Source organism: Neorhizobium sp. BETTINA12A, from assembly GCF_023006485.1.
Taxonomy (GTDB): Bacteria; Pseudomonadota; Alphaproteobacteria; order Rhizobiales; family Rhizobiaceae; genus Neorhizobium.
Map to the genome: position 1 here is coordinate 1 of NZ_JALBGW010000082.1, position 21,417 is coordinate 21,417.

22 protein-coding genes, 1 tRNA gene, 1 pseudogene and 1 riboswitch are annotated in these 21,417 nt (G+C 60.8%); of the genes and pseudogenes, 15 read left to right on the forward strand and 9 right to left on the reverse strand.

From position 1 onward, the window contains the following. A pseudogene (locus MOV61_RS18735) lies at positions 1-636 on the forward strand (hydrogenase expression protein HypE); the annotation flags it as partial. Between the two features lie 15 nt (positions 637-651). Further along, positions 652-1,185 carry an NADH-quinone oxidoreductase subunit B family protein gene (locus tag MOV61_RS18740; protein WP_247137654.1) on the forward strand — a complete coding sequence of 178 codons (534 nt, stop codon included), beginning with the start codon at positions 652-654 and terminating at the stop codon, positions 1,183-1,185. A gap of 170 nt (positions 1,186-1,355) precedes the next feature. Here MOV61_RS18740 and MOV61_RS18745 read toward each other — a convergent pair whose 3' ends face one another. After that, positions 1,356-1,574: a hypothetical protein gene (locus MOV61_RS18745; protein WP_309493821.1), complete on the reverse strand. Its 219-nt coding sequence runs from the start codon at positions 1,572-1,574 to the stop codon at positions 1,356-1,358. Between the two features lie 323 nt (positions 1,575-1,897). On the opposite strand from MOV61_RS18745, the gene coxB reads away from it, so the two are divergent. The 5 genes from coxB (at position 1,898) to MOV61_RS18770 (ending at position 8,843) form a co-directional block, all read left to right on the forward strand. Beyond that, on the forward strand, positions 1,898-2,965 hold the full coding sequence (coxB, locus tag MOV61_RS18750; protein ID WP_247137655.1) for a cytochrome c oxidase subunit II: 1,068 nt from the start codon (positions 1,898-1,900) through the stop codon (positions 2,963-2,965). Continuing rightward, a complete protein-coding gene (gene ctaD, locus MOV61_RS18755) occupies positions 2,962-5,478 on the forward strand; it encodes a cytochrome c oxidase subunit I (protein ID WP_247137656.1) in 2,517 nt (838 codons plus the stop codon). The genes coxB and ctaD overlap by 4 nt, the downstream gene beginning before the upstream one ends. Continuing rightward, the gene (locus tag MOV61_RS18760; protein ID WP_247137657.1) at positions 5,475-5,858 is read left to right on the forward strand and encodes a hypothetical protein; all 384 of its coding nucleotides are present in this window, start codon (positions 5,475-5,477) and stop codon (positions 5,856-5,858) included. Before ctaD ends, MOV61_RS18760 begins: the two co-directional genes overlap by 4 nt. Next, entirely contained in the window at positions 5,855-6,481 is a 627-nt protein-coding gene (locus tag MOV61_RS18765; RefSeq protein WP_247137658.1) for a cytochrome c oxidase assembly protein, read from the forward strand. Before MOV61_RS18760 ends, MOV61_RS18765 begins: the two co-directional genes overlap by 4 nt. A gap of 274 nt (positions 6,482-6,755) precedes the next feature. Further along, entirely contained in the window at positions 6,756-8,843 is a 2,088-nt protein-coding gene (locus MOV61_RS18770; RefSeq protein WP_247137659.1) for a response regulator, read from the forward strand. Between the two features lie 21 nt (positions 8,844-8,864). Here MOV61_RS18770 and rfbA read toward each other — a convergent pair whose 3' ends face one another. The 6 genes from rfbA to MOV61_RS18800 form a co-directional block, all read right to left on the reverse strand. Then, positions 8,865-9,773, reverse strand: coding sequence for a glucose-1-phosphate thymidylyltransferase RfbA (gene rfbA / locus MOV61_RS18775; RefSeq protein WP_247032887.1), 909 nt, complete (start codon positions 9,771-9,773; stop codon positions 8,865-8,867). Between the two features lie 4 nt (positions 9,774-9,777). Further along, positions 9,778-10,707, reverse strand: a complete 930-nt coding sequence (gene rfbD, locus MOV61_RS18780; protein ID WP_247137660.1) for a dTDP-4-dehydrorhamnose reductase — start codon at positions 10,705-10,707, stop codon at positions 9,778-9,780. Next, on the reverse strand, positions 10,704-11,762 hold the full coding sequence (gene rfbB, locus MOV61_RS18785) for a dTDP-glucose 4,6-dehydratase (protein ID WP_247137661.1): 1,059 nt from the start codon (positions 11,760-11,762) through the stop codon (positions 10,704-10,706). The genes rfbD and rfbB overlap by 4 nt, the downstream gene beginning before the upstream one ends. Before the next feature lie 27 nt (positions 11,763-11,789). Beyond that, on the reverse strand, positions 11,790-12,386 hold the full coding sequence (rfbC, locus tag MOV61_RS18790) for a dTDP-4-dehydrorhamnose 3,5-epimerase (RefSeq protein ID WP_247137667.1): 597 nt from the start codon (positions 12,384-12,386) through the stop codon (positions 11,790-11,792). 305 nt (positions 12,387-12,691) lie between these two features. Further along, positions 12,692-12,765 (reverse strand) — tRNA-Gln (locus tag MOV61_RS18795). A 170-nt stretch (positions 12,766-12,935) separates the two neighbouring features. Next, positions 12,936-14,786: a PBP1A family penicillin-binding protein gene (locus tag MOV61_RS18800; protein WP_247137668.1), complete on the reverse strand. Its 1,851-nt coding sequence runs from the start codon at positions 14,784-14,786 to the stop codon at positions 12,936-12,938. 693 nt (positions 14,787-15,479) lie between these two features. Between MOV61_RS18800 and MOV61_RS18805 the strand changes: the two genes are divergently transcribed. Then, complete coding sequence (locus MOV61_RS18805; RefSeq protein ID WP_038543958.1) at positions 15,480-15,734, forward strand: DUF982 domain-containing protein; 255 nt, start codon at positions 15,480-15,482, stop codon at positions 15,732-15,734. 28 nt (positions 15,735-15,762) lie between these two features. Here the strand turns inward: MOV61_RS18805 and MOV61_RS18810 are convergent, their stop codons facing one another. Continuing rightward, the gene (locus MOV61_RS18810; RefSeq protein WP_408962402.1) at positions 15,763-15,906 is read right to left on the reverse strand and encodes a hypothetical protein; all 144 of its coding nucleotides are present in this window, start codon (positions 15,904-15,906) and stop codon (positions 15,763-15,765) included. A gap of 10 nt (positions 15,907-15,916) precedes the next feature. Beyond that, positions 15,917-16,153: a BrnA antitoxin family protein gene (locus tag MOV61_RS18815; protein ID WP_247137662.1), complete on the reverse strand. Its 237-nt coding sequence runs from the start codon at positions 16,151-16,153 to the stop codon at positions 15,917-15,919. 368 nt (positions 16,154-16,521) lie between these two features. Between MOV61_RS18815 and MOV61_RS18820 the strand changes: the two genes are divergently transcribed. The 7 genes from MOV61_RS18820 to MOV61_RS18850 all read left to right on the forward strand — a co-directional run. Next, on the forward strand, positions 16,522-17,040 hold the full coding sequence (locus MOV61_RS18820) for a Dps family protein (protein ID WP_046599676.1): 519 nt from the start codon (positions 16,522-16,524) through the stop codon (positions 17,038-17,040). Positions 17,041-17,151: 111 nt separating this feature from the next. Further along, positions 17,152-17,541, forward strand: coding sequence for a RidA family protein (locus tag MOV61_RS18825; RefSeq protein ID WP_247137663.1), 390 nt, complete (start codon positions 17,152-17,154; stop codon positions 17,539-17,541). 157 nt (positions 17,542-17,698) lie between these two features. Then, complete coding sequence (locus MOV61_RS18830) at positions 17,699-17,845, forward strand: DUF1127 domain-containing protein (RefSeq protein WP_247137664.1); 147 nt, start codon at positions 17,699-17,701, stop codon at positions 17,843-17,845. Positions 17,846-18,633: 788 nt separating this feature from the next. Beyond that, on the forward strand, positions 18,634-19,362 hold the full coding sequence (gene minC / locus MOV61_RS18835; protein ID WP_247137665.1) for a septum site-determining protein MinC: 729 nt from the start codon (positions 18,634-18,636) through the stop codon (positions 19,360-19,362). A 31-nt stretch (positions 19,363-19,393) separates the two neighbouring features. Continuing rightward, on the forward strand, positions 19,394-20,209 hold the full coding sequence (gene minD, locus MOV61_RS18840) for a septum site-determining protein MinD (RefSeq protein ID WP_038543948.1): 816 nt from the start codon (positions 19,394-19,396) through the stop codon (positions 20,207-20,209). Further along, positions 20,206-20,466, forward strand: coding sequence for a cell division topological specificity factor MinE (gene minE / locus MOV61_RS18845; protein ID WP_038543946.1), 261 nt, complete (start codon positions 20,206-20,208; stop codon positions 20,464-20,466). Before minD ends, minE begins: the two co-directional genes overlap by 4 nt. A gap of 163 nt (positions 20,467-20,629) precedes the next feature. After that, positions 20,630-20,733: riboswitch (TPP riboswitch) on the forward strand. 135 nt (positions 20,734-20,868) lie between these two features. Continuing rightward, a partial coding sequence (locus tag MOV61_RS18850; RefSeq protein WP_247137666.1) for an ABC transporter permease occupies positions 20,869-21,417 on the forward strand: 549 nt, incomplete at its 3' end.

The window sequence follows — 21,417 nt, forward strand, 5'->3', positions numbered from 1 at the left end:
GACTGCATCGTGCCCGGCGGCGTCGCCGCCGATCTCGACGAGGCCGGGGCGGCGGGCCTGCGCACGCTGCTTGCCGAGATCCGCAGAAAGTTTCCGGCGCTGGTGGATCTCTATGACAATACCGCATCTTTGCAGGACCGGATGGTGGGCACAGGCATCCTCGTGCCGGATCTCGCCCGGCTTTACGGCGCCGGGGGCTATGTCGGGCGTGCGTCCGGGCGCGCCTTCGATGTCCGGCGCGCTTTGCCCTATCCGCCCTACGATGTTCTCCGCTTCGATGTGCCGGTACTCGACCAAGGAGACGTCAACGCGCGCATCTGGATCCGCATCCGTGAGGTCGAGCAGAGCCTCTCGCTCATCGAACAGATTCTCGACCAGTTGCCGCCCGGCCCCACACGGCATGACGTAGCCGACAACGGGGAGGTGCGCGAAGGCATGGCCGTCGTGGAAGGTTTTCGCGGCGACATCCTTGTCTGGCTCAGGCTTGCCGGCAACCGGGTGGATCGGTGCCATCTGCGCGATCCTTCGTGGTTCCAGTGGCCGTTGCTGGAAGCCGCCATCGAAGGGAACATCGTTGCCGATTTCCCGCTCTGCAACAAATCCTTCAACTGCTCCTATTCCGGCCACGATCTCTAACGGAGGCAGATAGCCATGCGCAGGCTCCTTTTCGAAAGTCTGATCCGGCCGCCGCTCACAGAAGCGGCCCCGCGACAATCCGATGCGGCGATAGAGGAGCTTGCCACGGCCGTCGATAGGTCGGCCCGTCGCCGGCTTGGCCGCAGCCTGTCGATCCGCGCCGTCGACGCAGGCTCCTGCAACGGCTGCGAATTGGAAATGCATGCGCTGAGCAACGTCTTTTACGATATCGAGCGTTTCGGCATCCGCTTCGTCGCCTCGCCGCGGCATGCCGATGTGCTGATGGTCACCGGTCCGGTGACGCGGAACATGGCCGAGGCGCTGGAACGGACCTACAACGCTACGCCCGGTCCCAAATGGGTCGTGGCGCTCGGCAGTTGCGCCCGCGACGGCGGCTGCTTCGCAGATAGCTATGCGGTCATGGGCGGGGTTTCGAAGGTCGTGCCGGTGGACCTTCATATTCCAGGCTGCCCGCCGCCCCCGACAGAGATCCTGAAGGGCCTGCTTGCATTGCTCGATCAGGCGGACAAGGGAGCCCGCGCTTCGTGAGGCTACTCCAATGGCTCGACGTCTTCAGACCACAGGGCGAATGACAGGTATCCGGAAGGGGCCGGTCGCGGCGCTGTCTTGCAGGTTCGCCGTCGTCCGGAACCTGCTGTGGCCTGAGCAGCCTCCACGTCTTCAGGTGCTATATTGGCTGGGCCTGGAGCATCCGACATCTATCGGCCGATATTGCGCCACGTGCGGACGTCCTCGGACGTCACGCGAATATGGCCGGTCGGATCGAATTGTTTTCCGTCGAACTTGTCGCTCGCAATCCGGCTGAAGACTTCGATATGTTCCTGCAGCCTGAATTCGTCGGCGCGTGGGGGATCGGCGATGGCCTCAAGCGCATTGTGGGTAACCACGACGACTTGGTCGCCGATCCCTGTATCCATCAACAGGCGACCCTCCTGTCCGGAGGATGTCAAGAATCCTGACTTCAATTTCAGCGGCATGGTAACCTCCCTTTTGGGTTAAAAGGTGAAATTACCCGCATCAGCAGCGTCATCAGTGATCGAGATCAATCCGGGCACTATTTTCGAGTGCTCACGGGATCGGATGCGCGGCGACCGGTACTACTCGTGCTGATTTCCCTCCGGAGGCGGACCTGTTTGTAAACAATCTTGGTCCGGTCTTCTTTCCTGGAACAAAGCCTCAGGTCGTGCGTTGCGGCTCCATGTCCGGCTGACGGCCGAATGGCACGATGGGTGCTTGTCGAATGGATGATGACCGCTTGACCGGCGTTGGCCGGCCAATCCGATCAGGACGAGACATCGGCCGGGACGGCATTTCGGGCGGCCATCGGCCGGCAATCCGAGCCACGATCATCCTTCTTCTGTTTCCGCTTTTGGCGTCATGTTCCGGCGTCCAGTCGGCACTCGATCCGGCAGGCAGCGAGGCAAGCGCGGTCGCAACCCTCTTTTTCGTCATGCTGACCGGCGGCGCGGTGATCTGGGCGGGTGTCGTCGGGCTGCTGTTCCATGCCGCGCGCAAGCGTCGAACCTATTCGGAAAAAGGCGCGGGGCAGCTCATCCTCTGGGGCGGGACTGTTTTGCCGTCGGTCATCCTTGCGGCCCTCCTTTCCTATGCCGTCTGGCTGATGCCCAATGTCCGGCCCTGGTTCCAGGCAGAAGATCGCGGCCTGCGGCGCGTCGAGGTGACCGGCGAGCAGTTCTGGTGGCGGGTGCGTTATCTCGATGACGGTGGCGCGGTCGTTTTCGAAACGGCCAATGAAGTGCGCGTACCGACCGGAGAGCGCGTCGTCTTTCTGCTGAAATCGCCCGACGTTATCCATTCCTTCTGGATACCCGTGCTCGGCGGCAAGATGGACATGATACCCGGCCGTGAGAACCGCCTGACACTGGAGGCGGAAAAGCCCGGTACCTATCGGGGCGTCTGCGCAGAGTTCTGCGGCGCCAGTCACGCGCTGATGGCTTTCACCGTCCATGCGATGGAACCGGAGGCGTACGAGGACTGGGTCGCTGCGCGTCGCAACGCGTCCGGCGGACAGGATAAAGAGGGGTTGGCGCTCTTCCTTCGCCACGGTTGTGCCGCCTGCCATGCCATTTCCGGCACGGAGGCGAGGGGGACGATCGGTCCCGATCTGACCGCCTTCGGCGAGCGCGGTTCTGTGGGAGCGGGGACGCTTCCCAATGGAGAGGAGCAAGTCGCCCGCTTCATACGCGATCCCGGCAAGGTCAAGCCGGAGGCGCGCATGCCGCACTTCTCTATGCTGGAGGAGGCGGAGATCGATCGGATCGCCGCCTACCTGAAGGGGCTCAGATGACCATGGAGCTCGGCAATTTTCCGCCGGAAGAACGGGCGGCGCAGGAGGAACGGCTCCGCAAGGTATGGGAGACGCCGAAGGGCATCCGCTACTGGACGTCTGTCAACAACAGCGAGATCGGGTTGTGGTATGGCGTCACCGCCTTTGCCTTCATGCTGTTCGCCGGCCTGCTCGGGCTCCTGATGCGCCTGCAACTGGCGGTGCCGCAGAACGACCTCATCTCCGCCGAACTCTTCAACCAGGCCTTCACGCTGCATGGCACGGTGATGATGTTCCTGTTCGCGGTGCCGATCTTCGAAGCCGTCGCGATCTTCCTGCTGCCGTCAATGCTTGGCGCCCGGGAGCTGCCGTTTCCGCGGCTGTCCGCCTTCGGCTTCTGGAGTTTTCTCATCGGCGGCGTCTTCGTCTGCGGCTCGATCTTCTTCAACGCCGCCCCGAACGCCGGCTGGTTCATGTATCCGCCGCTTGCGACCGACGACGAATATGCCGGCATCGGCGCGGATATCTGGCTGCTCGGCCTGTCCTTCATCGAAGTGGCGTCGATTGCCGCAGCCGTCGAGATCATCGTCGGCATCATGAAATGCCGGGCGCCCGGCATGCGTATCAACATCATGCCGATGTTCGCCTGGTATCTGCTGATCGTCGCGGGCATGATCCTTTTTGCCTTTCCGCCGTTGATCGCGGGCGACATCCTGTTCGAGATGGAGCGGATGTTCGACTGGCCGTTCTTCGACGCGAGGCGAGGCGGCGATCCGCTGCTTTGGCAGCACCTGTTCTGGATCTTCGGCCACCCGGAAGTCTACATCATCTTCCTGCCCGCAATCGCTTTGATGGCGATGATCGTGCCGACCTTCTCGCAGCGGCCGATCGTTGGTTATTCGTGGATCGTCCTGGCTGCCGTCGGTACGGGTTTCCTAAGTTTCGGGCTCTGGGTGCACCACATGTTCGCGACTGGCCTGCCGCAGATCTCGCTCGCTTTTTTCTCGGCGGCATCGGAGGCGGTGGCGATCCCGACCGGCGTGCAGATTTTCGTGTTCATAGCCACCATGCTCGCCGGCCGGGTGATCTTTTCTGTGCCGATGCTGTTCGGGGCAGGCGGGCTGATCATCTTCGTGATCGGCGGCCTGACGGGTGTCATGGTGGCGCTCGTACCGTTCGACTGGCAGGCGCATGACACGTATTTCGTCGTCGCGCACCTGCACTACGTGCTGATCGGCGGCATGCTGTTTCCGGTCGTCGCCGGCATCTATTATTATTTTCCGTTCGTGACGGGTAAGAAGCTCAGCGATGCCTGGGGCAGGGCCGCTTTCTGGCTGATGTTTGCCGGGTTCAACGTCGCCTTCTTCCCCATGCACTTCTCCGGCCTGCGCGGCATGCCGCGGCGGGTCTTCACCTATCCGGAAGATATCGGCTGGGACTGGTTCAACCTCATCTCGACCATCGGTGCCTTCGTCTTCGCCGCCGGTGTCGCGACCTTCGTCATCGACATTTTTCGCCCGAAACAACAACCGGCAGGGCGCGATCTCAACCCCTGGAATTCCGGCACGCTCGAATGGACCAACGATCCGTCGGAAAGCTGGGGCATGCGCTCGGTGCCGATCATTAACAGCCGCTATCCGCTCTGGGATCAGCCAAACCTGCAGGCGGATATCGAGGCCGGGCGCTTCTATCTGCCGGATGCGAAGTCCGGCAAGCGCGAGACGCTGGTGACCTCTGTCCTGGATGCGAAGCCGATCCAGTGTCTGCGGGTCGGCGGCGTCTCCTACGTGACGATCATCGCGGCGATCGCGCTCGGCGGTGTGTTCATCGCGTTGACCTTCAAAATGTGGATCACCACGATCGTCTTCGCGATCATCACCTTCTTAGCCGTCATCCACTGGCTCTGGAACGGAACGGCGCCGATACCGGAGGCACCGGAGATCGATGTCGGGCTAGGCGGGAAGCTGCCGATCTATGTCTCCGGGCCGGCTTCGGTCGGCTGGTGGGCGATGTTCATCACCATGGTCGGCGACGGCACGGCGTTCGCGAGCCTGATTTTCGGTTATTTCTTCTACTGGACCATCCATGACGATTTCACCGCGATCGCCAAAGGGCCGGGCGTCCTGTGGCCGATGGCGGCGCTGGTGCTCTACGTCATCGCCTGGACGCTGACGCTGCTGGCGCGCCAACTCAACGACAAGGGTCGGCCGGATGCGCGGTTGGCGCTCACCGCCGCCTTCGCCGTTTCGGTCGCCGCCTCGCTTGCGGGCCTTGCCGGTCCCTATCTGCATGGCATGGATCCGACAGCGAATGTCTATCCGGCCATCGTCTGGATCGTCGCAATCTGGACGGTGACGCACGGCGTGGTCGGCGCGATCATGCAGGCCTATTGCCTCGCCCGCAGCGTCGCCGGCAGGATGACCGCGGAATATGACCAGGATATCCGCAACGTCGCACTCTACTGGCATTTCATGGCCTTTACCGCCGTCGTCACCTTCGCGGTCCTCGGCCTTTTCCCGATGGTGGCATCATGAAAAGCATCATTCCGCGCGAAGTCGAAACGCTTTGGACCCTATTTACGGCGCCGACCGTCTGGGCGCTGCATTTCATCGCCTGTTACGTCACGGTTGCGGTGTTCTGCGCCAAGCGGCTGCCATCCTCGTTCACTTTCGACGGCGTGCGGATCGCACTTGTCATCGTGACTGTGCTGGCGCTGGCGATGATCGTGCTGTCGGGGTATCTCGCCTGGCGGCAATGGGGTTTCGGAGCGGCCGATCCGCCGCATGACGAGCCGACCCGCGATGCCCGTACCCTGTTCCAAGGCTTTGCGACACTGCTGCTGTCTGGCCTCAGCTTCGTCGCCGTGGTTTTCGCGTCCATCCCGCTGATCTTCATCGCCGAGTGTCAGCCATGACAAAGGCGGCGCTCACAACCGGCTTCGTCCTGCTGCTGTTGCTGTGGGGCATGTTTCTGCCCTTTGCCGACCGCAATTCCTTTTCCGTCCACATGATTGCGCATATGGGAGTGGTGGCGGGCGCCGCGCCGCTGGTTGCTGTCGGAATATCGGGGACGGAGCGGGATTTTACCGCCGGCCGGCCGTGGTTCACTCCGCTGCTTGCCTCTGTCATCGAGCTTTTCGCGGTCTGGGTCTGGCATATCCCGGCGCTTCGGGCGCTTTCCGAAAGCTCGATTGCTGTCGCGGCACTCGAGCAGGCAATCTTTTTCGGGGCAGGGCTGGCGCTTTGGCTCGCCTGCCTTGGCGGCGGGCTGGCCGGAAAGGAGGAGCGGCGCCTTGCCGGCACGTTCGGTCTGCTTTTCACATCCATGCATATGACCCTGCTTGGCGCGCTGCTGGCACTTTCGCCGCGTCCGCTTTATGGAGAAGGAGACGTGACCTGCCTCGGCGTTACGCTCGACGCGGCCACGGATCAACAGGTCGGCGGCGTTGTCATGCTGCTGGTCGGCGCTGCGGTCTATTTGGCCGGTGGCGTGGCGCTATTGGCCCGCACGTTGAACGCGCTGGTGCCGGATCGCTGAGTCGCGGCGGAAAAATGGATATGCTCCGCTCCGGTTGGTTGGAAGAGCAGGTCCACAAGCCTGCGGTTGCGGGACAGCTCGCCTCCGGTCATTGGAGAATCCGATCTTACGGAGAACGTGTCGTTGTGGCGTGGAAAAGGCGGAGGAAAGAACGGTCGACCGTTGACATCGTCATTTGCATGACGCTGATCGATGCAATCTCTCCAGCCATCCGGCGCGGCGCTGAGCTTCCTGCCCAAATTGGCGTTGCAAGTTTCAGGCTCTGGCTTATTTGATGGAACGTGAACAACGGATATCGGAGTATCAGTTGAATCAAACCCGGCCAGCGCTCCTTCTCGTTACTGCGTCGCTCATCCCGCTTATCATTCTCGCCGCAGTGATGGGCAGGTTCTTCATTCAGGAGCAGCAGAACGCGCTCGACGCCGACATTCGCAGCAAAGCGACGGCCATGGCCGCCACGCTTCAGCGCGAGCTTAAAAGCCAGATTCAGCTTCTGACCGTCGTTGCGGATTCGCCCCGTCTCGATCCGCCCATTCCCCGTTCCGCCTTCGCCGAGACCGCTCGACGCCTGCGGGAGCGAGTGCCTGAATGGGAGCAGATCCGGATATCGGACGAAAAGGGCGAGGTGGTGCTGTCGCTGCCGCCGCTGGAGGGTTCGGTTGAAAAACAGGTCGTGGACATCGAGAGCCACCAGGCCGTGGTTCGCACGGGCGGCGCTGTGATCGGCAATGTTTCGATCGGGCCCCGAGGGCAGGCCGCCTTTGCCGTGAGGGTTCCGATCCAGAGGAATGACAAGCTGCGAGCCATTCTGTCGGTTGTCATCCGTCCGACGATCGTGACAAACCTCCTCTACGCCAACGGGCTGCCGGAAAACTGGGCGGCCTGGATCGTCGACGGTCAGGATCGCCTTGTCGCTTCCACCGGCGCTCCTGCTCTCGCCGGTAACGCGGCAAGCGAGTTCGCAAACTTTTCCGGAACGGATTTTGGTCTGGCAACGCTCAAAAACGGGCAGGAGTTGCGGGTTGCCGAAGTTGCGCTGGGGGAAACCCCATGGCGGGTGAGGGTAGGTCTGCCGGTTGCCGAATATGACAGGCTGGCGCGCAAGGCGACATTGCTGCTCGCCGCAGCTAGCTGCTTTACGCTGCTGCTCTCAGGTTCGGCTGCCTTTCTCTTTCACAGGGAGATTCGGGCCAGGAACCGCGAACGCGAAAGCATGGCAAACTGGCAGCGAATGGATGCGCTCGGAAAGCTGACGGGCCAGGCAGCCCATGATTTCAACAACCTGCTCATGGTGTTCCAGTCAGGCGTCGAGGGCATCAGGAGGAGGCGGAACGATGAGCAGCGGGTGACGCAGCTCCTTTCGCACATGAGTGACGGAGTGACGAGGGGAAAGACGATCACCCAACGACTGCTGTCTTTCTCCAGGCGCTCCAACCAAGGTGCCGGACATGTGGAGCTGGACATCAAGCTTGCCGAATTGAGACCGCTGCTGCGACAAGCCGTCGATGACACGATTGTCATGGACATCAACGTTCCGGATGACATCTGGCCCGTTCACGTGGATCCCGCGGGTCTTGAGATCGCGCTGATCAATTTCCTGACCAATGCGCGCGAGGCGATGGGCAGCGGTGGTCAGGTAACGATTTCGGCAAGAAATGTCCTCGATGGCGCTGCGGAAGATCCGACGCTTCAAGGACAATTTATTGCCTTGACGATCGCAGACACCGGAACAGGCGTCGCATCCGAGCATCTGGGGCGGGTGTTCGAGCCGTTTTTCTCCACGAAGAAGAACGGCGGCCCAGGTCTCGGACTGACCCAGGTCCATAGCTTTGCGAAAGGGAGCGGCGGTGCCGTCAAGGTGTCGAGCGTGGTTGGCCACGGCAGTGCCTTCACGTTGCTGCTTCCTCGCTCGAACGAACAGCGCATTCCACGCGAACCCGCAAAGCCAGGGGTAGATCTTCCTGGCCAGCTGTTGATAGTGGACGACACGCCGTCTTCGCTGGAATCGGTGCGCCTGGCTTTGGAAGGATTGGTTTCCACGATTTTCGTGGCGACAAGCGGCAGCGAGGCAATCGAGGTTCTCGAACGTCACCCGGAGATCGAGGCGGTGATCAGCGACATCATGATGCCGGGCATGTCCGGCATCGAGCTTGCCGAAGAAATACGTCGGAAGAACTCGCGCCTGCCGGTTGTTCTGATGACCGGCTACAGCGACAAGCTTGAGGCTGGCACGGAGGTCGGGTGCCCGGTTGTGGCCAAGCCGTTCAAGATCGAAGACCTGACTGCTTCACTGGAGGCGGCCCAGATTTCGACGGAGAAATCAACAAACGTCGTGCGCCTGGAGATCCCGGCGAAAAGCTGATCCGCTCGAGAGCGCTTCAACTTACCCGACCAGGCTAAGCGGTTTGTGGACCTGCAGCGGTTCGGGAGCCTCCAGAAGCCCCGTCAGATAGCGTCCATAGGCGCTCTTCCCATATTGCCTGGCGAGGCCTTCAAGCTGAACGGCGTCGATGAAGTTCAGGCGATAGGCAATCTCCTCGGGGCAGGAAATCTTGACGCCCTGGCGGCGTTCCAGCGTCGACACGAATTCCGACGCTTCCAACAGGCTGTCCGGTGTTCCTGTGTCGAGCCAGGCATACCCGCGTCCCATCATCTCGACATGGAGCGTGCCGCGATCGAGATAGGCCCGATTGACGTCGGTGATCTCCAGCTCGCCTCGGGCGGAAGGTCTCAGGTTGGCAGCAATGTCGACGACGTCCTTGTCATAGAAATAGAGGCCGGTAACGGCCCAGTTCGAACGAGGGCGTTCCGGTTTTTCTTCGATCGAAGCCGCCTTCATCTGCTTGTCGAACTCGACCACGCCGTAACGCTGCGGATCGTTGACATGGTAGGCAAAAACTGTGGCGCCGCTTTCCCGCGCCATGGCGCTTTTGAAGAGGTCGGTAATGCCATGGCCGAAAAAGATGTTGTCGCCGAGGACGAGGCAGGACGAGCTGGAGCCGATGAAGTCGGCGCCGATGATATAGGCCTGCGCAAGGCCGTCAGGAGAGGGTTGTTCCGCATAGGACAACGAGAGACCCCATTTGGAACCGTCGCCGAGCAGCAGCTGGAAATTCGGGAGATCCTTGGGCGTCGATATGATCAGGATGTCGCGGATCCCCGCCAGCATCAGCGTCGACAGGGGATAATAGATCATCGGTTTGTCATAGATCGGCATCAACTGTTTGGACAGCACTTGGGTCATCGGGTGTAGCCGCGTGCCGCTGCCTCCGGCGAGAATAATCCCCTTCATCATTTCACCTCCCGAACTTTCTGTTTTCAAGGTCGACCGGATCCAGCAGGCGCCTGACGACATATCCCGTCGAGCCCCGCCAATCGGGCATGACGATGCCGTGGCGCCTGTAGAGTCTTGAACAGTCCAGTTGCGAATTGGCGGGTCGCCGGGCGGGTGTCGGGTAGGCGCTGGTGGGGATGCGGACGACCCTTGCGGAAGGCCCGCCATTTGCCGCCGAAATTTTGAAAATCTCGTCTGCGAAGTCTGCCCAGCTCGCCGCGCCCGTTCCGGCCATATGAAAGATGCCGCGCAGTGCACGGTCGTTTGAAGCCAGCAGATTTTGCCCGACGGCGATGATGGCATCGGCAATATCGATCGCCGAAGTCGGGTTTCCGATCTGATCCTCGACGACTTGCACCTCTTCCCTTGCCTCGGCGACCCTCAGCATGGTGCGCAAGAAATTCCGGCTGAACGGGCTGTAGACCCAGGCGGTGCGGAGGATGGCATGGTTTTCGGTTGCGGCCGCCACGTTCCGCTCGCCTACCAATTTGTCGCGGCCATAGACGCCAAGCGGTGCGACCGGATCGGATTCGACATAGGGGGAGGACTTGCTGCCGTCGAAGACATAGTCGGTGGACAGGTGGACGATCGGCACTCGGAGTGCTGCCGCTACGCGCGCCAGTTCCGCAGGGCCTGTTGCGTTGACGGTGAAGGCCTCTTCCCTGTCGATTTCGGCCTGATCCACCCCGGTGAAGGCGGCTGCGGAGACGATCAGGTCGGGACGCGCGGCCTCGATCGCTGCAGCGATTGTCTCCGGCATCGCCAGATCGAGTTCAGGGCGGCCGAGCGCAATGATTTCGACATCGGTTCGCTTCTTCGTGTTTTCGAGGAGAGACTGAACGACCTGTCCCTTGAGCCCGGTGACCACGTATCGCTTGGGATTGCCCATCATCCAGCCCCGGCCTTGAGAAGCCCGAGGCGACTGCCGTCATATCCCTGGCGAAGCGGCGCCCACCACCATTCATTGTCGAGATACCAGCGCACCGTCTTTTCGATCCCGGTCTCGAAGCTCTCCTGCGCCTTCCAGCCCAATTCCGTTTCCAGTTTGCTCGCGTCGATCGCGTAACGTGCATCATGCCCCGGCCTGTCGGTCACGAACCGGACCAGATTTTCGTGGGGGGCTCCGCCCGGCCGCAAATAGTCCAGGATCGCGCAGATGCGTTTTACAACGTCGATATTGCTGCGCTCATTGCGACCTCCGACGTTATAGGTTTCGCCGACCCTGCCGCGCTCGGCGATGAGATCCAGCGCCCGGGCATGATCCTCGACGTAAAGCCAGTCGCGAATATTCGCGCCGCTCCCATAGACTGGCAGAGATTTGCCTTCGAGCGCATTGAGAATCGTCAGCGGGATCAGCTTTTCCGGAAAGTGGAAGGGGCCGTAGTTGTTCGAGCAGTTGGAGACGATGACCGGCATGTCGTAGGTGCGTGCCCATGCCTTGGCGAGATGGTCCGATGCGGCCTTCGATGCAGAATAGGGTGAACTCGGGTCGTAGGGCGTCGTTTCCGAGAACAGCCCATCTCGCCCCAGCGAGCCGTAGACCTCATCCGTCGAAACATGCAGGAAGCGGAAAGCATCCTTTTTCCGACGCTCAAGCGACGCCCAGTACTCCCGGACACATTCGAGCATGGTGAAAGAACCGAGAATATTGGTTTCGACGAATTGGCGCGCACCGAGGATGGAACGGTCGACATGGCTTTCGGCGGCCAGATGCATCACGCGGTCTGGCCCGAATGTCGAAATCGCGGAACTCACCGCCGCAGCATCGCATATGTCTATCTTGAAGAACCGATAAGACGGCTTGCCTTCAACCGACCTCAGCGATGTCAGCGTGCCGGCATAGGTCAATTTATCGATGTTCAGGACCTCGTACCCCTTTTCGAGCACGAGGTAGCGGATGACCGCCGATCCAATGAACCCCGCCCCACCGGTCACAAGCACGCGCATGCCTTGGATTACCCCCAAAAGCTCTCGTCAACCGCTGCGGCTGAGTCTGCCGAATTGATCGTTGACGGCATAACTGAAGTTGGACTGAAGCTCGGCGAGCGTCGGCTGCCCCCGATCCTTTTCCGAGAGAATCGCCTTGTCTGCCGCGACAGGCCATTCGATCCCAAGCTCGGGATCGTTCCAGAGCAGGCCACGCTCGTGTTCCGCGCTGTAATAGTCGGTCACTTTGTAGGTGATGACCGTATCTGCCGTCAGGGTGCAGAACCCATGTGCGAAACCCGGCGGCAGCCAAAGCTGAAGGGCATTTTCGGCCGATAGTTCCACCGAGACGAACTTGCCATAGGTCGGCGATCCGGTACGGATATCAACCGCCACATCCAGGAATGCGCCGCTGGAACACGAGACCAGCTTGCCTTGCGCACGAGGATTGGTTTGAAAGTGAAGACCGCGGACAGTTCCTGCTTCTGCCGAATAGGACCGGTTGTCCTGAACGAACGTGAAAGGACCTACTTCGGATTCAAAAAGGCTTTTCCGAAATGTCTCCAGGAAATAACCTCGGGAATCTCCGAATTTCTTCGGAACCAGTAGTAAAACGTCCTCAATGATCGTTTTATCGAAGCGCACAGGGCCCCCATGATCCTGAAACTGCGGAATGTCTAGTGATAAGGCCACATGGATATTCGCAGCGCAATTCAGACGCGGCTCATCAGATCGGCCATGGATCGTCCAATAGCGGTAGTGAAGCCTACGCCCGCTATCTTCCGTCGTTCCGACGGCAAAAGTGTTGGGGGAACGAATACGGGCAGATCGACGCCGCGGTAAATCGTCGTCTGGGTGCTCGACCGAGATCACCCGTTCGGGACGAAAGTGTTACCTATGTCCCAGGAATAAACCGTAACCCATGTGTCCAGAACGGACCCGGAAATAGCTGGCTGGGGCGCCTGGATTCGAACCAGGGATGACGGTACCAAAAACCGTTGCCTTACCGCTTGGCGACGCCCCACCATGACGGCGGTGATGATACCGCCCAGGCAATGCGGCTTGCTCTAGCAAAGCTTCATTCGGCGAGCAATCACAGAGCGGTCGTTTTTTGTTAAATCTCATACTTTCATTCGGCTTGGGAAATTTGCTCGGAACTGGTGCGCGGCCACTCCGTGCTTCGAGTGCCAGCGTTCACCTTTCGCAAAGCCTGCGCTCACCCTGAAAAGGTTGATAGGTGCAGTCGGAAGCCCGGAAAGAGCGGTAGCTGCGGGAGCAGGCAGTGATATTGCAGGAGGGCGCCGCGCCCGGCTCGCCGGTTGCCAGACCCTTGTTCAGATCGAAATCGGGAGCGGGCTCGGCCATTGCCGCGCGGATGAAGTCCCGCCAGATCCGGGCTGGAAGCGAGCCGCCCGTCACGCCTTTCATCGGCGTGTCGTCGTCATTCCCGACCCAGACGCCGACGACCAGTGGCTCGGTGAAACCGACGAACCAGGCATCGCGATTGTTCTGGCTGGTCCCCGTCTTGCCGGCCGCGAACGTGCCGGGGTCTGCATCGCGGCCGGTACCGCGTTCGATGACGAGCTGGAGCAGGCCAAGCAGGTCGGACTCGTAGGGCGACAGATCGATGGAGGGCGTCGTCTTTTCGCCCACCCTGAAAGTCTGGGATTGTCCCGATGCTCGAAAATCAACAATCCCCCATGGCTCGACCGGCGCCTTGCCGAGGCGAACCGACGCATAGGCGCTGGTGAGGTCGAGCAGGTTCACCTCCGATGTTCCGAGCGCCAGAGATGGGGTCGGTGCCAGGGGTGTGTCGATGCCGAGCTCCTTGGCGGCGGCAACGACGTTGTCGAGCCCGACATCCTGGGCGAGGGCGACGGTTGCGGCGTTCAACGAACGGGCGAAAGCTTCCGCCAACGTGACCCAGCCGCGGTAGGCGCCGCCGGAATTTTCAGGTGACCACCCGTCGATTTCGATCGGTGCGTCGAGGACGCGGTCGAAAAGGGTCAGTCCTTTCTTCAAGGCGGCGTAATAGACGAAAAGTTTGAACGTGGAGCCGGGCTGCCGCATCGCCGTGACGGCGCGGTTGAACTGGCTCGTCTTGTAGTCGTGCCCGCCGACCATGGCGACGACGGCGCCCTCTGGCGTCATCGCCACAAGCGCCGCCTGGCTGGCGCCAAGCGACTTTCCGTCTTCGTCGAGAGCCTGTGTTATCACCTTTTCGGCAATGCGCTGAAGACGCGGGACCAGGGTTGTGCGTACCGTCGTCGAGCCTGGGGTGGCGCCTGCGATCTCGCTTGCCTGCGGCGAAATCCAGTCGGCGAACCAGCTTCCCGAGCGGGGTGTCGGCGTCGTCGGGCGGAGCTTGCCGAATTCCGCCCTGGCGGCGGCTGCTTCGTCTGGCGTCAGCTTGGCGTTGTCAACCATGGCAGCGAGCACCGTCGCTGTCCGTTGACGGGCGCCCTCGATATTGTCGATCGGGTTCAACTGGCTCGGCGCCTTCAGGAGGCCGGCAAGTAGCGCCGATTCCGAGACATCGAGGTCCCGGATGTCCTTGTTGAAGTAAATCCGTGCGGCGGCCGGCATTCCGGTGGCACCCGAACCGAGATAGGCGGCATTCAGATAGCGGGTCAGGATTTCCTGCTTGCCCAGTTTCCATTCCAGCCAGAACGCAATGACCACTTCCTGGATCTTCCGCTTCAGCGTCCGGTCGCTTTGCAGATATTGCAGCTTGATCAATTGCTGGGTGATCGTGCTGCCGCCCTGGACCACCGAGCCTGCCTGAAAATTCCTGATGAATGCGCGGCCGATTCCCTGCGGATCGACACCGTAGTGGGTCATGAATCGCCTGTCCTCGATCGACAGGACAGCGTCGACGAGGGACTGCGGAAACTGATTGTAAGCCGCATATGGCCCCTGATACGGGCCTTGCCGCACAAGCGGCGCGCCATCCGCCGTTTCAAGCACGATGACAGGCTTCAGTGTGCCTGCCGCGATCTCCCGCCACGGCACGTCCTTCAAGGCCCAAATGAGAATGCCCGCCATAACGAGGACGCAGGCGAACGATGCGAGTGCAGCCACGGTTATCCAGGACAACCGTCTTGATGGCTGGTTCTGTCTTGAAATTGGCCGCCAATGCCTCAAGGCGACCATTGCGGAGAGGGCTTTGCTGCGGAGGGCTGAAAGGCGTTCCGCAGCCGTCCTGGATGTCGGGTTCCGTTCTCGCTTTTTCGGCCTTGCGTATTTCCCCCAAAGCGTAGCGGCGGCGTTGCTTATCCAGAGGGAGCCCGATCGCCACGACGTCCCGAGATCCTGGCGGAGCGCGGTCAGCAATTCACGGACGGCCCGCCCGCTTTGCCCAAAGACGGGAGCAGAATTGCCGCTGGCTTTCTGCTCGTCTGGCGATTCACCCAGGTGCAAGCCTTCTTCGTGAAGCTCGCCCGTCTCCGGCACGCCTTTGGGTGCCGCCTCCGTGTCAGTCATCGGCGCGGGCTCGCTGAGGGCACGTTCATCCGGTTTCTTCGAGCTGTCCTCAGGGCGGGTCATTCACTGCGGTGCGGTTGGGTCTCATAAATGAAATAGTGCGTGACAGCACAAAAGGAAGGTGCTGCCGCGCCTATCGATGATCAGAAGCCGTGATGCTCTACTCCCAATGAAGTAAGCGCGGTCAAATAGATAGACGGCGAAAGCCATGTCACTATCGGATCTGCAAGTTTGATCTGCAAGCGGAGGAAATGCATGAAAAAACGGGTGATGAGCGATCCGAACTGGCCGGAGCCGGTGATCGTAACAGTCGGGCGGAGGTCTCCGGAAATTATTCGAACTCCCGCAGAGGCCTTGATCTACCTTACCAACAAATGGCCTGGCGCGCGCAACGAGCGCTACAGAACGGCGACCGAATTCTGCTCGGCTGCGCTACGCAGACAGGTAGACGCGGCATCTGCGCGTGAGACGTTTCTGTCCGCCGCACTCGAAGCGGGAATGCTCCAATAAGCCTGATCTTTTGCGATACAGCCAATCTTCATGGACCTGTTCGCGGATGGACATAGCGAAGCGCTAAAAAATCCCGAGCCGCAAAACCGTCGCTGTCGAACAGCGCCGGTTGCGCGCTGCTTGTACGGCCAGAAGCGAGGCCGAAGATCACCTGCCATAGCGTGGTGACCATGCCATGTCGTTCAATCCCTGTTGTTCATGGCCGCACGGAGCGTATCGTTGATGCGATCCTGCCAGCCGGGGCCATCTTCCTGAAAATAGGCGAGCACGTCGCTGTCGAGCTTCAGCGACACGAGTTCCTTGACATTGGGTGGCGCACGCCGCTCGACGGCGGGAGCCGGGGCGGCCTTCTTGGTCGGCGAGAACAGTGCCTCGGCAGCTTCGAGCGGATTGACGGGCCGGCGCGGGGGACGTGTCATGATTATCTCCGTGGTCAAAAGGGGAGGGTGTTCTGTTCGCCGTCGCAGTTCTGGTCTGCAGACGCGGCTCTTTTCTCGAACTATCAGCAAGCTTGGCGAAATAGCAATCACGGGGCAGGGCGGTCAGCGAGAAGAGGCATTGCCAATCGGCATGTGGGCCGTACCGGCATCCGCAAACCTCGGAAACCCACTATGGGATTTCTGCTCTTGGTCGTATAACCGTCCTCGATCCTGAGAACGCTCTCCCGAGCACTTCTGTTGACGCACGCTGTCTCCGCCGATCGTCCTCGGATCAGTCCCGTTCGACTGGCCTCCGGTCAGTCCTTCGAAGTCCCGGAGCCCATCCGGCTCACCCAAGGAGAACGACCATGGATCGTACCGCCGTTGAAAGCCGCCGCAAGGCATCGTTGAACACTCCCTCCGATCTGCCCTCCAACGCCACCGCCGATATTGCTGGTGCGCTTGCGGCGCTGCTTGCAGACACGTTCGCGCTCTACCTCAAGACCAAGAATTTTCATTGGCATATGAGCGGCCCGCATTTTCGCGATTACCACGTGATGCTCGACGAACAGGGCGAGCAGATTTTTGCCATGACCGACGCGATCGCCGAACGTGCCCGCAAGATCGGCGGCACGACCATCCGATCGATCGGCCATATCGGCCGGCTGCAGCGCCTTCTCGACAATGACGCCGATTTCGTCACTCCGCGCGACATGCTTGCCGAATTGAAGGACGACAACCAGCAACTCGTGTCGTTCCTGCGCCAGGCCCACGAAGTCTGCGCCGAACATAACGACGTGGCTACCACGAGCCTGCTGGAAGTCTGGATCGACGAGACGGAACGCCGCGCCTGGTTCCTGTTCGAGACGACACGCGGCGCCGAATAAATCGGTCACCAATTGAAATCTATAAAGACCCCCCCCGGCGGCGACGGCGTCGCTGCCGCCGATCGTCGCGATGACATCTCATCCACCGTTCAGAACCCGTACAGGCATTTCATGATTCAAGACTTCTCCTCCATCATCGACCGCTTCGGTATCGGCAGCCGCGGAAGCTCGGCTGTCGTGCATCAGGGCACCGGCTATTTCGCCGTGACGCCTCAAGCCCCTTATGACGGTGATTTGAGCACCGCCGAACAGACCCGGCAACTGCTCGCCAAAGCCGAAGCGCGGCTTGCCGAGATCGGCAGCGCCAAGCAGGGCCTGATCTTCTGCGCGATCATATTGGCTGACATGGACGGTTATGCTGAAATGAACGAGGTCTGGGACGCCTGGGTTTCGGGCATGGCTCCGCCCGCCCGGGCCTGTTTCGAGGCGCGGCTTGCCAATCCCAATCTGAAGGTCGAGATGATCATGGTGTGCGCTGCGGCATCGACCAAAGCAGAATAGCAGGCATTCCCGCGAGACCAATGCAGGTTTTGCATGGGTGCCCTGAGGCTTTGTTGCTTTTACAGGCAGCTGGGAAGGATTATATCACTGTCATCGAACGACGCCGGAGCCAAGAACGGTTGCTGACGTCAGATAGTCTCAGGAAAGGGACCCGATCATGAACGTAGCACGCTCTTTCAACAACTGGCGCAAGTATCGTCAGACCATCACCGAACTCGGTCGCATGACCAGCCGCGAACTGCAGGACCTCGGCATCGACCGCTCCGACATCCGCAGCGTCGCCCGCGCAGCCATCGCTCGCTAATCCCGATATTGCTGCTTGGACCATGCACGACGCCCGCCATTGCCGCGGGCGTTTCTGCGTCAGAAGATGTTCTGCGCGCCAGACCTCTTTGAGACTTTCACTACCCGTTTGCAGGTATGCATTTTTCGTATAGCTGCACTGCAACATAATGACTATCAATCGAGCAGGATCGTTGTATAGTCATACTTATCGAAGCGATGCACCTCCTCCCGCAGAGCTTCGTGTTATCAGACGGCCCACTCCTCCTCCCAGGGACGTCTGTAGGAACGGCGGCACTCCTCCTCCCAGCCGCTGTTCGGTTCTTTACGGAAAGCCTGCCGCACCTCCTCCCGCGGCAGGCTTTTTCGTTTTGGGGCTGAGGGTTTTTCAGAATTCAAAATCGCGCGTTTAACCGAGGTCGCTCAGGTGGCATCCGGCGATGTCGATTCGTGCCTGAAAGTCGAAGACGCGGCGAGGCGATCCGTTGCCGCATCGCCGAGAAGGGGCACTCGCCGGAAAACGGTCTTCTGCGGATTCTCGCGGCAACCGAATCTCCATAACAGCCAGAATCGCAGCCATCGCGGAAGCGCCGGAAGAGATGATTCGCGTCCGGCGCATCGCCTTGTCGCCTCGCCCTTTTTCTTCCTCACGCCCGGTCTTCTTTTCATCGCCAAGCCTATGAAGCCGAGGTGGGGTTGGTGCAAGGGAAGATCGTAACGATCGGTTAAAACCAGGCCCTCCAAGAGGTCCTTGTTTACCAATCGTTAACCATGTCGGGGCTAAAAGTGGTCAACGATTTCTTTACGTAGATGACCAAAATGCTAACAGACGCTCGCGCTATCCGTATCAAGGGCCGTTCTTTTCTGGCGGTCGTGCTTGCTCCCGACCTTCCCTTCGATGACTGGCTTGTCAGGCTGGATGATCTCGCGGCGCGTTCCGCCGGGTTCTTTCTGGGCCGACCGGTCGTGCTCGATGTCACCGATCTGCCGATCGATCGCGCTCAGTTGAAAGAGCTCATCGCCGAGCTTGCCGGGCGCAGCGTCAATATCATGGGCATCGAAGGCGGTCGTCCTTCGATCCTGGGGCCAGGCATGCCTCCGGCACTCAAAGGTGGCCGGCCGGTCTCCGACGAGGCCGTTGCCAAGGAGCCGATCATCGAGCTGCACAACAGCGAGCCGAAACCGGCGGTGCCCGAGGTGCGTCCGACCTTGCAGTCCATCGTCATCCGCGATCCGGTGCGGTCGGGGCAGTCGGTGATCTTCCCCGAAGGCGACGTGACGATCATCGGATCGGTCGCGTCGGGAGCGGAAATTATCGCTGGTGGCTCGATCCACATTTACGGGACCCTGCGTGGCAGGGCCATGGCAGGATCGCTCGGAAACGCATCGGCACGCATTTTCTGCCGCAAGCTCGAAGCCGAGCTTTTGGCAATCGACGGCATCTACAAGATGGCGGACGACATGGCCCCCGGCCTTCGCGGACATTCAGTCCAGCTTTGGCTCGAAGGGGATTCGATCATGGCAGAGAAACTTATTTGAGCCGCAACCGGCCAGCAAACAGGAGAGCAAGATGGGGAAAGTCATCGTAGTCACTTCAGGCAAGGGCGGGGTTGGCAAGACGACCTCGACTGCCGCACTCGGAGCGGCTCTGGCCCAGCGAAACGAACGGGTTGTCGTCGTCGATTTTGACGTCGGGCTGCGCAACCTCGACCTCGTGATGGGCGCCGAACGTCGGGTCGTTTACGATCTGATCAATGTCATCCAGGGCGAAGCGAAGCTCTCGCAGGCGCTGATCCGCGACAAGCGCCTGGAGACGCTGTTCCTGCTGCCGGCATCGCAGACGCGCGACAAGGACAACCTGACGCCCGAGGGCGTGGAGCGGGTCATTACCGAATTGAAGCGAGTCTTCGACTGGGTCATCTGCGATAGCCCCGCCGGTATCGAAAGCGGCGCCACGCTTGCCATGCGCCACGCCGACATGGCTGTGGTGGTCACCAATCCGGAAGTCTCGTCCGTCCGCGACTCGGACCGCATCATCGGTCTGCTGGATTCGAAGACGATGAAGGCCGAGCGCGGCGAGCGGATGGAAAAGCACCTGCTTTTGACGCGTTACGACGCCAACCGCGCTGAGCGGGGCGATATGCTGAAGGTCGAGGACGTGCTGGAGATCCTCTCCATCCCGCTGATCGGCATCATCCCCGAAAGCATGGATGTCCTGCGCGCCTCGAATATCGGTGCGCCGGTCACCCTGGCGGACGCACGCAGCGCACCGGCCATGGCCTATTTCGATGCCGCACGCCGGCTTGCAGGAGAAGTTCTGCCGATCACGATCCCCGGGGAAAAGCGGGGGATATTCGGCAAGATCTTCGCACGGAGGGCCGCATGACCATATTCAACCTTTTCCGCAAACAGCGCTCCGCACCCACGGCCCGCGAACGCCTGCAGGTGCTTCTCGCCCACGAACGCTCATCGAACGGCTCGGACCTCGTATCCTTGCTTCGCGAAGAAATCCTTGCGGTGATCGCCAAGCACGTCCAGGTCGACAGCGACAAGGTGCAGGTCAAGATGGACCGTGACGAGAACGTCACGATCCTCGAGATCGACGTCGAGATCCCACTGGATGCCGTCAGCCAGGCTGCCTGAGCCGGCAGCATTCGGCAAACTCGAATTTTGAAACGCGGACAACCTGGTTGTCCGCGTTTCGTATTTCGCTTTCTCGCGGGAAGGAAGACTGGCGACGCGCTGAGTGGAAACGGCCGCCAATCCGGCCCGCTTGACAGGATTGCTGAAAACCGACAGTTATCGTCGTAATTCCGAGGGGGGCATCTTGACGATGCTGAGATGGCGGTGAGCCGGACCCTTGAACCTGATCCGGGTTATGCCGGCGTAGGAACGGAAATAGGCGTCGACCGACGGCACTTTCTCTTCTCCGCTTCACCTGGGTCTCCGTGATTGACTGATCTGGAGATCGACCGATGACATCCATTCTTTCCGTGGTTCCGCGAGGATATCCGGTCCTGGCGTGCAGGTTCGACGCGTAGCATCATGCGCGCGTCCCATGCGGTCATCGGCCTCGTCCTGCTTGTCACGCTCTGGCAAGCGGGCGTCTGGCTGTTTGCTCCGCCCCACTATATTCTGCCGTCGCCTGTAGCCGTCGCGTCCGCCTTCCTGCGGCAGCCTGGTTTCCTGCTGCAGAACAGCGCCGTCACGCTGATCGAAATCGCGCTAGGCCTCGCGATCGGCGCAGGCCTCGGCATTGCCACGGCCTTCGGCGTTGCGGCGCTGCCGCGGCTCGGCCGTCTCGTCTGGCCGATGGTGCTGATCCTGCAGGCCTTTCCCGTCTTCGTACTGGCGCCGATCCTGGTTCTCTGGCTGGGCTTCGGCCTCGCCTCGAAAGTGGCGATGACGACGATCATCATCTTCTTTCCGGTCGCCTCCGCCTTTGCCGACGGCCTTCGCCGCACCGATCAGGAAATCCTCGACGCCGTCTCGCTGGAGGGCGCCAGCCATTGGCAGACGCTGGTGTCGATGCGCGTGCCGCTGGCGATCCCGAGCCTCGTTTCCGGCCTTCGGGTCGCGGCACCCCTGGCGCCG

What these genes read in the sequence shown, in the direction of transcription:
- MOV61_RS18740 (WP_247137654.1), top strand. Translation starts at nt 652, where the DNA reads ATGCGCAGGCTCCTTTTCGAAAGTCTGATCCGGCCGCCGCTCACAGAA.
- MOV61_RS18745 (WP_309493821.1), bottom strand. Translation starts at nt 1,574, where the DNA reads ATGGATACAGGGATCGGCGACCAAGTCGTCGTGGTTACCCACAATGCG.
- coxB (WP_247137655.1), top strand. Translation starts at nt 1,898, where the DNA reads ATGGATGATGACCGCTTGACCGGCGTTGGCCGGCCAATCCGATCAGGA.
- ctaD (WP_247137656.1), top strand. Translation starts at nt 2,962, where the DNA reads ATGACCATGGAGCTCGGCAATTTTCCGCCGGAAGAACGGGCGGCGCAG.
- MOV61_RS18760 (WP_247137657.1), top strand. Translation starts at nt 5,475, where the DNA reads ATGAAAAGCATCATTCCGCGCGAAGTCGAAACGCTTTGGACCCTATTT.
- MOV61_RS18765 (WP_247137658.1), top strand. Translation starts at nt 5,855, where the DNA reads ATGACAAAGGCGGCGCTCACAACCGGCTTCGTCCTGCTGCTGTTGCTG.
- MOV61_RS18770 (WP_247137659.1), top strand. Translation starts at nt 6,756, where the DNA reads ATGGAACGTGAACAACGGATATCGGAGTATCAGTTGAATCAAACCCGG.
- rfbA (WP_247032887.1), bottom strand. Translation starts at nt 9,773, where the DNA reads ATGAAGGGGATTATTCTCGCCGGAGGCAGCGGCACGCGGCTACACCCG.
- rfbD (WP_247137660.1), bottom strand. Translation starts at nt 10,707, where the DNA reads ATGATGGGCAATCCCAAGCGATACGTGGTCACCGGGCTCAAGGGACAG.
- rfbB (WP_247137661.1), bottom strand. Translation starts at nt 11,762, where the DNA reads ATGCGCGTGCTTGTGACCGGTGGGGCGGGGTTCATTGGATCGGCGGTC.
- MOV61_RS18800 (WP_247137668.1), bottom strand. Translation starts at nt 14,786, where the DNA reads ATGGCGGGCATTCTCATTTGGGCCTTGAAGGACGTGCCGTGGCGGGAG.
- MOV61_RS18805 (WP_038543958.1), top strand. Translation starts at nt 15,480, where the DNA reads ATGAAAAAACGGGTGATGAGCGATCCGAACTGGCCGGAGCCGGTGATC.
- MOV61_RS18810 (WP_408962402.1), bottom strand. Translation starts at nt 15,906, where the DNA reads ATGGTCACCACGCTATGGCAGGTGATCTTCGGCCTCGCTTCTGGCCGT.
- MOV61_RS18815 (WP_247137662.1), bottom strand. Translation starts at nt 16,153, where the DNA reads ATGACACGTCCCCCGCGCCGGCCCGTCAATCCGCTCGAAGCTGCCGAG.
- MOV61_RS18820 (WP_046599676.1), top strand. Translation starts at nt 16,522, where the DNA reads ATGGATCGTACCGCCGTTGAAAGCCGCCGCAAGGCATCGTTGAACACT.
- MOV61_RS18825 (WP_247137663.1), top strand. Translation starts at nt 17,152, where the DNA reads ATGATTCAAGACTTCTCCTCCATCATCGACCGCTTCGGTATCGGCAGC.
- MOV61_RS18830 (WP_247137664.1), top strand. Translation starts at nt 17,699, where the DNA reads ATGAACGTAGCACGCTCTTTCAACAACTGGCGCAAGTATCGTCAGACC.
- minC (WP_247137665.1), top strand. Translation starts at nt 18,634, where the DNA reads ATGACCAAAATGCTAACAGACGCTCGCGCTATCCGTATCAAGGGCCGT.
- minD (WP_038543948.1), top strand. Translation starts at nt 19,394, where the DNA reads ATGGGGAAAGTCATCGTAGTCACTTCAGGCAAGGGCGGGGTTGGCAAG.
- minE (WP_038543946.1), top strand. Translation starts at nt 20,206, where the DNA reads ATGACCATATTCAACCTTTTCCGCAAACAGCGCTCCGCACCCACGGCC.